This is a genomic window from Staphylococcus argenteus (assembly GCF_000236925.1).
Lineage (GTDB): Bacteria > Bacillota > Bacilli > Staphylococcales > Staphylococcaceae > Staphylococcus > Staphylococcus argenteus.
In genome coordinates, this window is record NC_016941.1 from 960,718 (window position 1) to 976,674 (window position 15,957).

The 15,957-nt window shown below is 31.9% G+C and carries 12 protein-coding genes and 1 riboswitch; of the genes, 9 read left to right on the forward strand and 3 right to left on the reverse strand.

What is annotated here, in order from left to right; all coding sequences use genetic code 11:
- Positions 1-13: 13 nt before the first annotated feature.
- Positions 14-1,099: a lipoteichoic acid biosynthesis protein CozEa gene (gene cozEa / locus SAMSHR1132_RS04500; protein WP_000933106.1), complete on the reverse strand. Its 1,086-nt coding sequence runs from the start codon at positions 1,097-1,099 to the stop codon at positions 14-16.
- Positions 1,100-1,463: 364 nt separating this feature from the next.
- On the opposite strand from cozEa, the gene SAMSHR1132_RS04505 reads away from it, so the two are divergent.
- The 3 genes from SAMSHR1132_RS04505 (at position 1,464) to SAMSHR1132_RS04515 (ending at position 4,653) form a co-directional block, all read left to right on the forward strand.
- On the forward strand, positions 1,464-3,032 hold the full coding sequence (locus SAMSHR1132_RS04505) for an alanine/glycine:cation symporter family protein (protein WP_000570685.1): 1,569 nt from the start codon (positions 1,464-1,466) through the stop codon (positions 3,030-3,032).
- Positions 3,033-3,178: 146 nt separating this feature from the next.
- Positions 3,179-3,937 carry an esterase family protein gene (locus SAMSHR1132_RS04510; RefSeq protein ID WP_001288598.1) on the forward strand — a complete coding sequence of 253 codons (759 nt, stop codon included), beginning with the start codon at positions 3,179-3,181 and terminating at the stop codon, positions 3,935-3,937.
- A 206-nt stretch (positions 3,938-4,143) separates the two neighbouring features.
- A complete protein-coding gene (locus SAMSHR1132_RS04515; protein WP_000600387.1) occupies positions 4,144-4,653 on the forward strand; it encodes a YjcG family protein in 510 nt (169 codons plus the stop codon).
- A 150-nt stretch (positions 4,654-4,803) separates the two neighbouring features.
- Here the strand turns inward: SAMSHR1132_RS04515 and ltaA are convergent, their stop codons facing one another.
- Together ltaA and SAMSHR1132_RS04525 are read right to left on the reverse strand one after the other, a co-directional pair.
- Complete coding sequence (gene ltaA, locus SAMSHR1132_RS04520) at positions 4,804-5,994, reverse strand: lipoteichoic acid biosynthesis MFS flippase LtaA (protein WP_001154216.1); 1,191 nt, start codon at positions 5,992-5,994, stop codon at positions 4,804-4,806.
- Entirely contained in the window at positions 5,972-7,147 is a 1,176-nt protein-coding gene (locus SAMSHR1132_RS04525; RefSeq protein ID WP_000258637.1) for a diglucosyl diacylglycerol synthase, read from the reverse strand. The genes ltaA and SAMSHR1132_RS04525 overlap by 23 nt, the downstream gene beginning before the upstream one ends.
- Before the next feature lie 433 nt (positions 7,148-7,580).
- Between SAMSHR1132_RS04525 and SAMSHR1132_RS04530 the strand changes: the two genes are divergently transcribed.
- The 6 genes from SAMSHR1132_RS04530 to SAMSHR1132_RS04555 all read left to right on the forward strand — a co-directional run bounded on the left by SAMSHR1132_RS04530 (position 7,581) and on the right by SAMSHR1132_RS04555 (position 15,899).
- Complete coding sequence (locus tag SAMSHR1132_RS04530; RefSeq protein WP_000340113.1) at positions 7,581-9,065, forward strand: UDP-N-acetylmuramoyl-L-alanyl-D-glutamate--L-lysine ligase; 1,485 nt, start codon at positions 7,581-7,583, stop codon at positions 9,063-9,065.
- Positions 9,055-9,312: a YueH family protein gene (locus SAMSHR1132_RS04535; RefSeq protein WP_000608863.1), complete on the forward strand. Its 258-nt coding sequence runs from the start codon at positions 9,055-9,057 to the stop codon at positions 9,310-9,312. The genes SAMSHR1132_RS04530 and SAMSHR1132_RS04535 overlap by 11 nt, the downstream gene beginning before the upstream one ends.
- Positions 9,312-10,874: a peptide chain release factor 3 gene (locus SAMSHR1132_RS04540; RefSeq protein WP_001049948.1), complete on the forward strand. Its 1,563-nt coding sequence runs from the start codon at positions 9,312-9,314 to the stop codon at positions 10,872-10,874. The genes SAMSHR1132_RS04535 and SAMSHR1132_RS04540 overlap by 1 nt, the downstream gene beginning before the upstream one ends.
- Before the next feature lie 126 nt (positions 10,875-11,000).
- Positions 11,001-11,108, forward strand: a riboswitch (yybP-ykoY riboswitch).
- 74 nt (positions 11,109-11,182) lie between these two features.
- Positions 11,183-11,986, forward strand: a complete 804-nt coding sequence (locus tag SAMSHR1132_RS04545; protein ID WP_000480656.1) for a TerC family protein — start codon at positions 11,183-11,185, stop codon at positions 11,984-11,986.
- 217 nt (positions 11,987-12,203) lie between these two features.
- On the forward strand, positions 12,204-14,525 hold the full coding sequence (locus tag SAMSHR1132_RS04550) for a S1C family serine protease (protein WP_103205735.1): 2,322 nt from the start codon (positions 12,204-12,206) through the stop codon (positions 14,523-14,525).
- Positions 14,526-14,540: 15 nt separating this feature from the next.
- The gene (locus SAMSHR1132_RS04555; RefSeq protein WP_000021861.1) at positions 14,541-15,899 is read left to right on the forward strand and encodes a TrkH family potassium uptake protein; all 1,359 of its coding nucleotides are present in this window, start codon (positions 14,541-14,543) and stop codon (positions 15,897-15,899) included.
- The last annotated feature ends 58 nt before the right edge of the window (positions 15,900-15,957 follow it).

Genomic DNA, 15,957 nt, shown 5'->3' on the forward strand with positions numbered 1-15,957 from the left:
AACGTACAAAGAATTAGTCTTTAACATCGCTGTTTGCTTTATCCATAATACGTTGTCTATATTTGAAAATATTACTAACAACCGTTTTTAATACAGCATATAATGGAACTGCAATTAGAATTAATGTGAAGCCACCTAAATCACCAGCTGCTAAAATCACAACGATTATAGTTAATGGATGAATACTTAAAGATTTACCCATAACACTTGGTGTTATGACATTTCCTTCAAGTTGATGAGCGATTAATGTGATAATACAAACCCATATAAACGTAGTTGGACTATCAATAATACCAAGTATAGCAGCAGGCGCAAAAGATAACCATGAACCTAAAAATGGAATTAAATTTGCGACACCAGCAAATAGAACTAATAACGGAATATATGGTAAGTCTATAATTGAATAACCGATATATAAGAATATACCTAAGATGACACTTACAGTTACTTGACCTTGAATGTAAGATTTTAATGTAAAGTTTAAGTCAGTTAATAAATCTACAAAAAAGACTTTACGCTCACCTTTGAAAAATTTAGCAACCGCTGGGATAAATTTTTCATGGTCTTTTAACATATAAATTAAGAAGAATGGCACCATAATCAATAAGAAGATAGTTGAAATTAATGATGTAATATATTGTAATGAATTAGATAAAATATTAGTTACACCATCACCCATTGATTTAACCATATTAGTAATTCTACTTGTTACATCTTCAGGTAATTTATCCATTTGAGCTAGGGCGAATTTAATAATTTGCTCTGCTTCTTTTTGTAGGGCAGGTGTTTGACTAATTAAATTGTTGATGTTTGAAATAATGATTGGTGCAACAAACGCAACAATTAAGCCGATAATAGCAAACAAAGCTAACATGATTGTTGTAATACTAGCCCATCTTGGGAAGCCGACTTTTTCAAGTAAATTTTGAAAAGGTAGACAGATATAAAATAAAAAACCACTAATTAAAAATGGAAGAAATACAGAACCGATGATTGTAGCAATTGGAGTAAATACTTCGTGCACTTCCATAAATAGTTTGATGAGAATGAACAGCATGATTAAAGCTATGCCAGTTCGAAACCAAACTTTGTTTAACATAAACGATGTTCCTCCTATTTTTCTAAACTTAGTTACTATTTAGTATATCCTAAATACGAGAGGTTAAAAAGAACAATATTTATCAAGTATAAAAATGTGAATGATTAGATATTGTCAATTTAATTATTTAAGTGAATTACTCGTATGACTTTACTAGGTTAAGCAATACTAAAGTGATATGAAAATATTTGTTCAAGTATAATTGAGTGAATTTATGTTGTTTAAATCTTATAACATGGCTGAAAATAGTCAGAGAATATCAGCATGACTGCAATTTTATTTATAAGAATATTCTGAAAATATATTGAAGTGAATCGTGCTTAATCGTATAATATTTTTATGTTTAAACAATAGGGGGAATCTTATGATTGAAAAATTAGTAACCTTTTTAAATGAGGTTGTTTGGAGTAAGCCATTAGTTTATGGTCTATTAATAACTGGTGTGTTATTTACGTTAAGAATGCGATTTTTTCAAGTTAGGCATTTTAAAGAAATGATACGATTAATGTTTCAAGGGGAGAAGTCTCCTAATGGCATCTCAAGTTTTCAAGCGATAGCCATGTCATTAGCTGGTAGAGTTGGTACTGGTAATATTGTAGGTGTATCTACTGCAATATTTATAGGAGGACCTGGTGCAGTATTTTGGATGTGGATTACTGCGTTTTTAGGTGCAAGTAGTGCTTTTATTGAATCTACACTTGGTCAAATATTCAAGCGAGTTGAAAATAATGAATACCGTGGTGGACCCGCGTATTATATTGAATATGGTATTGGTGGTAAATTTGGGAAAATTTATGGCATTATCTTTGCTATTGTGACGATTATCTCAGTAGGTCTATTGCTTCCTGGTGTGCAATCTAACGCTATAGCAAGTTCAATGCATAATGCAATTCACGTGCCACAATGGATTATGGGTGCGATAGTAGTTGTCATTCTGGGATTAATTATTTTTGGTGGTGTACGTAGTATTGCTAATGTTGCAACAGCCGTTGTACCATTTATGGCAATTATTTACATACTAATGGCTGTCATTATTATTTGTATCAATATACAAGAAGTACCCGCGTTATTTGCATTAATTTTCAAATCAGCATTTGGATTACAATCTGCTTTTGGTGGTATCGTTGGCGCAATGATAGAGATTGGTGTTAAACGTGGATTATACTCAAATGAGGCTGGTCAAGGTACAGGTCCACACGCAGCAGCGGCAGCAGAAGTCTCACATCCAAGTAAACAAGGTCTAGTACAAGCATTTTCAGTTTATATTGATACATTATTTGTATGTACTGCAACGGCATTAATTATACTTATTTCTGGTACATATAATGTGACAGATGGTACGGTTAATGCAAACGGAACGCCACATTTAATTAAAGACGGCGGTATTTTTGTTGAAAATGCAACTGGTAAAGATTATTCAGGTACTGCGATGTATGCACAAGCAGGCATTGATAAAGCGTTCCATGGCAGTGGTTATCAATTTGATCCTTCTTTCTCTGGCATAGGTTCATACTTTATTGCATTTGCTTTATTTTTCTTTGCATTTACTACAATTTTGTCATACTACTACATTACGGAAACAAATGTTGCATATTTAACGCGTAATCAAAATAACCAAGTTTCATCGGTATTTATTAATATTGCTCGTTTGATTATTTTGTTCGCTACATTCTACGGTGCAGTTAAAACAGCTGATGTAGCATGGGCATTCGGTGATTTAGGTGTAGGTCTAATGGCTTGGTTAAATATCATTGCGATTTGGATTTTGCATAAACCTGCCGTGAATGCATTAAAAGATTATGAAATTCAAAAGAAACGTTTGGGTAGTGGTTATAATGCAGTCTATCAACCTGATCCGAAGAAATTGCCTAATGCTATCTTTTGGTTGAAGACTTATCCTGAACGTTTAAAACAAGCACGTGCTAAAAAGTAGTACATATTTTTGTGACAGCACATGTACGTATGATTAGGATATAACTGGATAAATCATTCGAAAATATATATTTTCAGGAATTGGAATTTTAAAATTAAAGTGTCTCTTGGTACAATAACATTACAACTACTAGGGGGCACTTTTTTATGTCAGAATTTAAAGCTGGAAAGATTAATAAACATGTTATGTATAGTGACATTTTAAATAGAGATATTACATTAAGTATTTACTTACCTGAAACATATAATCAGCTTGTAAAATATAACGTGATTATTTGTTTTGATGGGTTAGATTTTTTACGTTTTGGGAGAATACAACGTACGTATGAATCATTAAATAAAGAGCAACGTATAGAGGATGCTATCATTGTTGGATTTCACTACGAAGACGTTGATAAGCGTAGAGAGGAATTTCATCCACAAGGAAGTCGTTCACACCTAACGATACAATCTGTAGGCAAAGAAGTGTTGCCTTATATAGATTCAACATTTTCAACACTCAAAGTTGGAAATGCACGACTATTAATAGGGGATAGTTTAGCGGGTAGTATTGCCTTTTTAACGGCTTTGACTTATCCAACGATTTTTAGCCGTGTAGCAATGTTAAGTCCACATTCAGATAAAAAAGTATTGGATAAACTAAATCAATGTGCTAATAAAGAGCAATTGACAATTTGGCATGTCATTGGTCAGGATGAAAAAGATTTCACTTTACCAACAAATGGTAAACGTGCTGATTTTTTAACACCAAATAGAGAATTAGCTGAACTAATTAAGAAATATAATATAACGTATTATTATGATGAATTTGAAGGTGGACACCAATGGAAAGATTGGAAACCGATGCTGTCAGATATTTTATTGTATTTTTTAAGTAAGCAGTCAGAGGATCAATTATATGAATAATAACTGTGCTACTCATTTTTGATGTAAATGTTATTTAGGGTATTAACTAAATGCTATAGTTTTATATTATTTATAAAAGATTTTACTGTTTAATTAAATTTAAATTTGTCGAATTTGCAAAAGATGTATAATGATTTATTTTTAATGTAACGGTTTTCAAAGAAATTTGATATAATAGCAATAGGTTAAACAAAGGAGGGATTCAGATGATTTTAGGATTAGCATTAATTCCATCAAAGTCATTTCAAGAAGCGGTGGATTCTTACCGTAAAAGATATGATAAACAGTATTCACGAATTAAACCACATGTGACAATTAAAGCGCCATTTGAAATTGAAGATGGTGATTTAGATTCTGTCATTGAACAGGTTAGAGCTCGTATTAATGGTATTCCAGCAGTAGAAGTACATGCTACAAAAGCTTCTAGCTTCAAACCAACGAACAATGTGATTTACTTTAAAGTTGCGAAAACGGACGACTTAGAAGAATTGTTTAATCGCTTTAATGGAGAAGATTTCTATGGTGAAGCTGAACATGTTTTTGTGCCACACTTTACAATAGCACAAGGACTATCTAGCCAAGAATTCGAAGATATTTTTGGCCAAGTAGCATTAGCTGGGGTAGACCATAAAGAAATTATCGATGAATTAACTTTGTTACGTTTTGACGATGACGAAGATAAATGGAAAGTTATTGAAACGTTTAAATTAGCTTAAGTAATATAATGGTATTGCTTATGAGTCTGGGACAAAGAAATAAATTTTTTTAAAATATCATTTCTGTCCCACTCCCTAATAAGAAAATGGTCATTTTTATTGAATGTAATAAAAATGACCATTTTCTTTATTTTAAAATATGTTTTAACCTTACTTTGCTTTTTCTCTATTTGCTATAAAGTAACTACCATAAAATATAGCTAAGACTAAAAAGATTAAAGCCGAGAAATAAAATGTATTGTTTAAATTGTTGGTAAATTGTGTAATCAATCCGCCAAATAATGGCCCAATCATTGAGCCGAATCCTTGAATGCTATTAAAAACACCCCAAGTTTCTTCTTGTTCATCTGATTTGATAAAGCGTGCCATAAAGGTATTCCATGCTGGTAATAAGATGCCATACATTAGACCGATAGCTAAAGCGATAATCCACACAATATGAATATTAACAATCATAGATAGAGTAAAAATTAATATCATGTATAAAATAAATCCGCTTAGAATAACTCCATACATAAAGTTTCTACTACGGTTATCTATTAGTTTCGATAAAAATAGCATCGATATTGCACAGCCGATACCACCAATAATGATTGCAACAGTATATTCAATTGTGCTTACGTTAATAACCTTTGTAGCGTAAGTAGGTAATATTGGAACTAGGGCAGCAATTGCAGCACCTTGTAAAAGAATACCAGGGAACAACAATAAATGGCGCTTAGTCACATCAACAATTTGTCTCAATTGTGCTTTTACTGGACGGGTATTATAATTTGTTAACTTCACGTTGACAAAATAATATAATATCCAAGCTATTAAAACAACTAACGCCATCATAAAGGCAAAGCGTGTAGGGTGTAGTTTAATGAGTAAATTCATAAACACCATACCTACCAAAAGACCCAACAACCATGAAAAGTATACATAACCCATTTGCTTACCACGTTTATCTTCTTCAACGCTCGATAACATGATTACCCAAATAGGGCTAACTGCAACACCTAGCATCATTGCACTAAATATAATTACAAATGGTGATGCAGGGAACCAAATAACTAAAAATAAACTAGTAAATGCTAAGACAAAGCCAGACGTTAAGACAATTTTTGTACCGAATTTTTTCAGTAAAAAGCCTATAACAAAGTTTGTAGATGCATCAGCAATAAAATGTATTGAAAATGCTAGAGACGTTATTGCTACAGCAATGGATGTAACTGTTGGCAAGAAATTAATATAGCTTAGGATATACATGCCTCTCGCAAATTCCATTAAAAATAAGATAATAAGCATTAAAATGAAATTTTTATGATTAGCGTAATTATTTAACGAAGAATCTTGCATATAAAGGAACCTTTCCGTAAATCTCTTGTGGTTGTGATGAATGACCAATTAAATCAAGTAAGTCTCTACAAATTTTCTGTGTAGCATACCCAATTTTATCTTGTTCCATTGTGTTAATCATGTTGTTAAGTTGCTCATTACCATTCGTTAAACTTGCTACAATTTTTATTGCTTCTTCCGGGGTGTCAGCGATTTTACCGAAACCTTTTTCTTCAAAATAAAGGGCGTTTTCAAGCTCTTGACCCGGTGCAGGATTAAGGAAAATCATTGGAATGCAACGCGCGAAACCTTCAGTTATTGTGATTCCTCCCGGCTTCGTAATCATAAGTTGACTTGACGCCATCCATTCATTCATATGTTTGGTATAGCCAAGAATTAATACATTTTTATTTGATTTAAATTTAGCTGAAAGTGTACGCTTCAATTCCTTACTTTTACCACAAATCATTACAACTTGAGCATTCGCACTTTTCGCTAATATATCAGTAATCATCGTGTCAAAACCTTTAGATACACCAAATGCGCCAGCTGACATTAAAATAGTCTGCTTATCTGGATCTAAGTTATTGTCTATTAACCACTGATTTTGATCAATAGGCATTTCAAATTTGTTATCAATTGGGATACCAGTTACTTTAATAGTTTCAGAATCTATACCTACATTTATAAAGTCTTGTTTCGTTTCTTCAGTTGCAACATAATATCTTGTTGAATGTGGCGTAATCCAGTTTTTATGTAAGCGATAATCTGTCATTACTGTTGCGACTGGAATATTGATATTAAATTGTTCAGTCAAGACAGACATGACTGGCGTAGGGAACGTCAACAAAATTAAATCTGGCTTTTCTTTTATCAATAAATTAATTAGTTTGTTAAGGCCATAATATTTGTAAAAACATTTATCTAATTTATCTGGGCGGCTGTAATAAAACCCTTTATACATATTTCTAAAATATTTAAAGCTATTGATATACCATTTTTTGCAAATAGAAGTCAAGATTGGATGAGCTTCCATAAATAAATCATGCTCGATGACGCTTAAATGGTCTAAATTCATATCATTAAGTTGATTAACGATACTTTGAGTAACTTGCATGTGACCGTTACCGAACGAGCCAGTAATAATCAATATCTTTTTATTTTGAGTAACCATCAATAGCCACCCTCCGTTAGTTTGAAAATTTTATTTAAGTGTAACTTATTTTATTGCATTATAAAAGAAATAAAGATACAAACGCGTTATAACTATAGTATTTTATCATAGGATGATATCATACAGAATAAAACCTTATATCATAAAGAAATATATTGTTCTGTGTTTTATTTGTATATTTAAAATTATCCAGTAAACAATTATAGCATATTTTTTGAAACAATTATGTAAATGCTTGATAATATGCCATATATGAATGATGTTTCATCATTTTAAAACATTGAATAAACAATTAGAACTATTGAAATTCATTATATAATAGAAGAAAGTAGAAAATATTGATTGATGAATCTTATATGTAGAAAATTATAAATTTATTAACATCAACAAAACGTGTATAATAAACATATTGTAAAAAAAGGAGCGGTTCAGTTTGGATGCAAGTACGTTGTTTGAAAAAATTAAAGTAAAACGTGTTTTGGGTTCTTTAGAACAACAGATAGACGATATCACAACTGATTCACGTACAGCGAGAGAAGGAAGTGTCTTTGTTGCATCAGTTGGATATACAGTTGACAGTCATAAATTTTGTCAAAATGTAGCTGAGCAAGGTTGCACATTAGTAGTAGTTAATAAAGAACAACCTCTTCCAGCTAATGTTACACAAGTGGTTGTACCGGATACATTAAGAGCAGCTAGTATTCTAGCGCATACATTATTTGAATATCCTAGTCATCAGCTTGTGACATTTGGTGTAACAGGTACAAATGGTAAAACATCTATTGCTACGATGATTCATTTAATTCAAAGAAAGTTACAAAAAAATAGTGCATATTTAGGAACGAATGGTTTCCAAATCAATGAAACAAAGACAAAAGGTGCAAATACGACACCAGAAACTGTTTCTTTAACTAAGAAAATTAAAGAAGCTGTTGATGCAGGTGCTGAATCCATGACATTAGAAGTATCAAGCCATGGATTAGTATTAGGACGACTACGAGGCGTTGAATTTGACGTTGCAATATTTTCAAATTTAACCCAAGATCATTTAGATTTTCATGGAACAATGGAAGCGTATGGTCACGCCAAATCTTTATTATTTAGTCAATTAGGTGAGGATTTGTCGAAAGAAAAGTACGTTGTGTTAAATAATGACGATTCATTTTCTGAGTATTTAAGAACAGTGACACCTTATGAAGTATTTAGTTATGGAATTGATAATGAAGCACAATTCATGGCTAAAAATATTCAAGAATCATTACAAGGCGTCAGCTTTGATTTTGTAACCCCATTTGGATCGTACCCAGTAAAATCGCCTTATGTTGGTAAGTTTAATATTTCTAATATTATGGCTGCGATTATAGCTGTATGGAGTAAAGGTACATCGTTAGAGTCGATTATTAAAGCTGTTGAAAATTTAGAACCTGTTGAAGGGCGATTAGAAGTTTTAGATCCTTCGTTACCTATTGATTTAATTATTGACTATGCCCATACAGCTGATGGTATGAACAAACTAATCGATGCAGTACAGCCTTTTGTAAAGCAAAAGTTAATATTTTTAGTTGGTATGGCAGGTGAACGTGATTTAACTAAAACACCTGAAATGGGTCGAGTTGCTTGTCGTGCAGATTATGTCATTTTCACACCAGATAATCCGGTAAATGATGATCCAAAAATGCTAACCGCTGAATTAGCAAAAGGTGCAACCCATCAAAATTATATTGAGTTTGATGATCGCGCCGAAGGTATAAAACATGCAATTGACATAGCTGAGCCTGGTGATACTGTCGTTTTAGCATCAAAAGGAAGAGAACCATATCAAATCATGCCAGGGCATATTAAGGTGCCACATAGAGATGATTTAATAGGACTTGAAGCGGCATATAAAAAGTTCGGTGGTGGCCCTGTTGATCAATAAAAGACTCATTGATGAAGGTAAATTAATTGATGTTTATATATTTGAGTCAATCAATAACCAAATGGTCATTGCTGTACCTGATTGGTTATGGTCTTATCAAATAGAAGTATCAGAAATAATTAATCGTGATACATGTATTGAAACATTGCTCATGCAATTATTTGTTTTTAAAGAGGAAGAAGAAGCTGAAATGATTGCAACACAAATGACAGATTGGTTAGAAACATATAAAAAGGAGAAAGAATAATGAATTTAAAGCAAGAAGTTGAGTCTAGAAAGACTTTTGCGATTATTTCACATCCCGATGCTGGTAAAACAACATTAACTGAAAAATTATTATATTTTAGTGGTGCAATTCGTGAAGCAGGGACAGTTAAAGGTAAAAAGACTGGAAAATTTGCAACGAGTGACTGGATGAAAGTTGAACAAGAACGTGGTATCTCAGTAACAAGTTCAGTTATGCAATTTGATTATGATGACTACAAAATAAATATTTTAGATACACCGGGGCATGAAGACTTTTCAGAAGATACGTATCGTACGTTAATGGCAGTTGACAGCGCTGTAATGGTTATTGACTGTGCAAAAGGTATTGAGCCCCAAACATTAAAACTATTTAAAGTTTGTAAAATGCGTGGAATTCCAATTTTTACATTCATTAATAAATTAGACAGAGTTGGTAAAGAACCGTTTGAATTATTAGATGAAATCGAAGAAACGTTAAATATTGAAACTTATCCTATGAACTGGCCGATAGGTATGGGACAAAACTTCTTCGGCATTATTGATAGAAAATCAAAAACAATTGAACCATTTAGAGACGAAGAAAATATTTTACATTTAAATGACGAATATGAATTGGAAGAAGATCATGCCATTACAAATGATAGTGCTTTTGAGCAAGCAATCGAAGAATTAATGTTAGTTGAAGAAGCTGGAGAAGCATTTGATAACGATGCATTATTGAATGGTGATTTAACACCTGTATTCTTTGGTTCAGCTTTAGCAAATTTTGGAGTACAAAACTTCTTAAATGCATATGTTGATTTTGCGCCAATGCCAAATGCAAGACAAACAGAAGAAGACGTTGAAGTAAGTCCTTTCGATGATGCATTTTCAGGATTTATCTTTAAAATTCAAGCCAACATGGACCCTAAACACCGTGATAGAATTGCCTTCATGCGTGTTGTAAGTGGTGCATTTGAACGTGGTATGGATGTCACTTTACAACGTACTAATAAAAAGCAAAAAATTACACGTTCAACATCATTTATGGCAGACGATAAAGAAACTGTGAATCACGCTGTAGCCGGCGATATCATTGGATTATATGATACAGGTAATTATCAAATTGGTGACACTTTAGTTGGCGGAAAGCAAACATATAGCTTCCAAGATTTACCACAATTTACGCCAGAAATTTTTATGAAAGTTTCTGCTAAAAACGTCATGAAACAGAAGCATTTCCATAAAGGTATTGAACAATTAGTACAAGAAGGTGCGATTCAGTACTATAAAACATTGCATACCAATCAAATCATTCTAGGTGCAGTAGGCCAATTGCAGTTTGAAGTGTTCGAGCATCGAATGAAGAATGAATACAACGTTGATGTTGTTATGGAACCGGTTGGCCGTAAAATTGCACGATGGATTGAAAACGAAGATAAAATTACTGATAAGATGAACACTTCGAGATCAATTTTAGTGAAAGATAGATATGATGAATTAGTCTTCTTATTTGAAAATGAATTTGCGACACGTTGGTTCGAAGAGAAATTCCCGGAAATTAAATTGTATAGCTTGCTTTAACTTTGTGTTTTTAATACAAAAATTTGCGTGAAAAAATTTAAAATACATTGGAATATTTAAGAAAAATAAATTGTATATTTTAATAGAAAACGGTATACTATGATGTATCAAATGAATAACCTATGACATCCTGTCAGAGGGGAGTAACTTAAGAATCATGTACGTGTAAATGATTCGACACTTTATCGTCATTACGAAGATATCTTCCGGTAAAGTGGGCAATTAATTTTGCTTAGTGAGACCTTTGCTATTTATTTAGCATAGGTCTTTTTGTTTGTACTTAACTTATTTATTTAAAGGAGTTGTACATGTTTATGGATCCAAGTTTGATTTTACCTTATTTATGGGTTCTTGTTGTTTTAGTATTTTTAGAAGGATTATTAGCAGCCGATAACGCGATCGTGATGGCTGTTATGGTAAAACACTTACCACCAGAGCAACGAAAAAAAGCTTTATTTTACGGATTGTTAGGTGCGTTTGTATTTAGATTTTTAGCTTTATTCTTAATTAGTATTATCGCCAATTTCTGGTTTATTCAAGCAGCAGGAGCGATTTACTTAATTTATATGTCTGTTAAAAATCTGTGGCAGTTCTTTAAACATCCAGAAATTGAAAGTCCAGAAACTGGAGACGATCATCACTATGATGAATCTGGTAAAGAGATTAAAGCCAGCAACAAATCATTCTGGGGAACTGTATTTAAAATAGAATTTGCAGATATCGCCTTTGCGATTGATTCTATGTTGGCTGCCTTAGCAATCGCAGTTACACTTCCAAAAGTTGGTATTCACTTTGGTGGTATGGATTTAGGTCAATTCGTAGTAATGTTCTTAGGTGGTATGATTGGTGTTATTCTAATGCGTTATGCTGCAACGTGGTTTGTTGAACTATTAAACAAATATCCTGGATTAGAAGGTGCTGCATTCGCAATTGTTGGTTGGGTAGGTATTAAATTAGTTGTTATGGTACTTGCTCATCCTGATATTGCAGTATTACCTGAACATTTCCCACACGGCGTACTATGGCAATCAATCTTCTGGACTGTATTAATTGGTTTAGTTGTTATCGGTTGGTTAGGTTCAGTCGTTAAAAATAAAAAATCACATAAATAATATTTTTGAAGAGAACAATCTTAATTTATTTTAGGGTTGTTCTTTTTTAGTGATAATTTCAATTTAATATTTCGTAATGAACGTTTATTAAATATAACAATAACGCTAAATATCATAAATTAAGTAATTCATATACAGCATATTTTTCCTTAGAAATTGTATAGATTTTAAAGCAAATTAAGTGCTAATGTGTCATAATGAAAAGTGATTTTATTGAATGGAGTGGACATTAGTGGATATTGGTAAAAAACATGTAATCCCCAAAAGTCAGTACCGACGTAAGCGTCGTGAATTCTTCCACAACGAAGACAGAGAAGAAAAAAATAAGCAACAAGACAATACACATAAAATTGATGATGGAATTTCTCATCAAGTAGATAAGCAATTACATAAAAATACTAAAGATAAACACGAAAGATTTAAAAATAGTTTATCATCGCATTTAGAAAAGCAAAAACATGATGACAGTAAATTACAAGAAGTTACTAAGGATCAAGCAACGACTATTAAGTATCCTAATGATAAAGAATTTAAAGATATAAAAGATGATTTAAATCAGAGAAGTGATTCGGATAATTCTAAAGGTAAAACTTTTGAAAATGAGAAATTACATGAAAAAGATGACAAAGTCGTCAATGAATCAAAGGATGATTCACAAATTATAAGTGAATCATTACATACTGATTTAATTAAAAATGATGTAGAACAAAAACAGCAACAACTGGATTTAAGTACATCAAAAGATGATGATAAAGACTTTACTCATGTAGATTCAACTAAATTTACCAAAAATAATGCTGATCATACTGAAGATTCATTATCAGCTAAAGATGTCGAACAGCGTAATTCGCATTTTGAATCTACATCAGAAGCATCAAACAAAGAATCGAATAAGTTAGAACAGGAAAATGATAAAGATAATCAAAAACCGTTAACATTACCAGAAGAGCAAAAGTTAAAAAGGCAACAAAATCAGGACAATCAAACAAATGTTAATCAACTAAGTGATTTTAAAACAGAAAGTGTTAATGAAGCTGGTTCAAAAGATAAAGATGAAGTAACTAATGTTCAAGAAGATAAACCTTTAAATCAAAAGCGAGTACATGACACAACTGACGACCTTGATAAAAATAGAAATGAAATCGAACAAGCTGACAATAATGCTGACAGTATTAATCAGCCTGAAGTGTTTTTAAATAAAAATGATAAGAATAAAGAAGTAAAGCCTAAAGCACAAAATGATAATCAAAAAAACACTGCTAAGAATCATTTTAAAAATAATAAAAATCAGCATACTGACAATGTGTCATCTAGTAATAAAAAAACTGAAAAACATGCATCATCTAAACACCACAAAACATCGAAACATCATGCATCTAATTCAGAAAATAAAAATAAATCAGGTAATGAATTTGGTAGCTTAGTGAAAAAGTTTTGGCTGATGTATTGGCCTAAAATAATCATTTTAATTGGAATTATCATTTTGATTATCATTTTAAATGCAATATTTAATAACGTGAATAAAAATGATCGAATGAATGATAGTAGTGATATAGATGCTCAAAAATATACTAACACTATGAAAAATGCTAATAATACCGTTAAGTCAGTTGTTACTGTAGAAAATGAAACATCAAAGGATTCTTCATTACCTAAAGATAAAGCATCACAAGATGAAGTTGGTTCAGGTGTTGTCTATAAAAAATCTGGAGATACATTGTATATAGTTACGAATGCACATGTTGTTGGTAATAAAGAAAATCAAAAAATTACATTTGCTAATAATAAGAGTGTTGTCGGAAAAGTATTAGGAAAAGACAAATGGTCAGATTTAGCGGTAGTAAAAGCGACTTCTTCAGATAGTTCGGTAAAAGAAATAGCGATTGGCGACTCAAATAATTTAGTTTTAGGAGAGCCAATATTAGTTGTTGGAAATCCTTTAGGTATTGATTTTAAAGGAACAGTAACTGAAGGCATCATTTCAGGACTAAACAGAAATGTGCCAATTGATTTTGATAAAGACAATAAATACGACATGTTAATGAAGGCATTTCAAGTCGATGCATCAGTAAATCCAGGGAACTCTGGTGGTGCTGTTGTGAATAGAGAAGGTAAGTTAATTGGTGTTGTAGCGGCTAAAATTAGTATGCAAAATGTTGAAAATATGGCATTTGCAATTCCAGTTAATGAAGTTCAAAAGATTACGAAAGATTTAGAGCAAAAGGGTAAAATTGACTATCCAGATGTAGGTGTTAAAATGAAGAATATTGCTAATCTAAATAGTTATGAAAGACAAGCAACAAAAATACCAGGTAGTATTAAAAATGGTGTTGTTGTTGATCAGGTTGACAATAAAGGTTTAGCAGAACGATCAGGTCTAAAACGTGGAGATGTCATCGTTGAAGTAGATGGTAAACTTTTAGAAGATGATTTGCGCTTTAGACAAATTATATTTAGCCATAAAGATGATTTGAAATCAGTTACAGCTAAAATTTATAGAGATGGTAAAGAAAAAGAAATAAATATTAAACTTAAATAATGTTGAGGTGATAACGTGTCAATTTTTAGCCAGTTTATAAAAAGATCTAGTCCTCAACAAGGTATTGTGTTGTATTACATTGTTGCCATTGTCGTTGCATTTTTATTATTAAACTTACCGTATGTTCATAAACCTGGTGTAGAAGTAAATCCTATTGACACTTTGTTTGTTGCTGTTTCTGGTATAAGCGTTACTGGGTTGTCTCCAATAAGTATTGTTGATACATACTCTACATTTGGTCAATTAATCATTCTCGTTATTTTAAATATTGGTGGGATTGGTGTAATGGCAATTGGTACGATGTTATGGGTTGTATTAGGGAAACACATTGGAATTAGAGAACGCCAGTTAATTATGTTAGATAATAATAAAAATACGATGAGTGGGACAGTAAAGTTAATTATCGATATTGTAAAATCAATATTTGTAATCGAACTTGTAGGTGCAATGCTATTGGCCTTTTACTTTTATCGGGATAATCCAGATTTAAAGTATGCAATCATGCAAGGGGTTTTTGTCTCCATTTCTGCAACAACAAATGGAGGATTAGATATTACAGGTAAATCATTAATACCATATGCGCATGACTACTTTGTGCAAGGTATTGTAATCTTTTTAATTATATTAGGATCTATCGGTTTTCCGGTATTATTGGAAGTAAAAGCTTATATACAAAATAGAGTTACGAATTTTAGATTTTCTTTATTTACTAAAATTACGACATCAACATATTTTTTCTTATTTATTATAGGCGTTTTAGCCATATTGTTATTTGAACATAACCATGCGTTTAAAGGTTTGAGTTGGCATCAATCATTATTCTATTCGTTATTTCAATCAGCGACAACGAGAAGCGCGGGTTTACAAACTATTGATGTAACAACGTTAAGTGACCCTACAAACATCATTATGGGGATTTTAATGTTTATTGGGTCTTCACCAAGTTCAGTTGGTGGTGGAATACGTACCACGACATTTGCGATTTTAATTTTATTTTTAATTAACTTTAGTAATAATGCTGATAAAACATCAATTAAAGCATTCAATAGAGAAGTACACATTATGGATATTCAACGTTCATTTGCTGTGTTTACTATGGCAACAATCTTAACATTCTTAGGTATGCTTATTATCTCAGCTACTGAAAATGGTAAGTTAACATTTTTACAAGTATTTTTTGAAGTCATGTCTGCATTTGGAACTTGTGGGCTTTCACTTGGTGTCACGAGTGATATCAGTGACGTTTCAAAGGTTGTTCTTATGGTATTAATGTTTATCGGACGTGTCGGATTGATATCATTCATTATAATGATTGCAGGACGAAGAGAACCAGATAAATTCCATTATCCAAAAGAGCGTATACAAATAGGATAATATAAAAGCAATTTAAGTTTAGTTAATGTTGATTTTAACTTGAACTTAGATTGCTTTT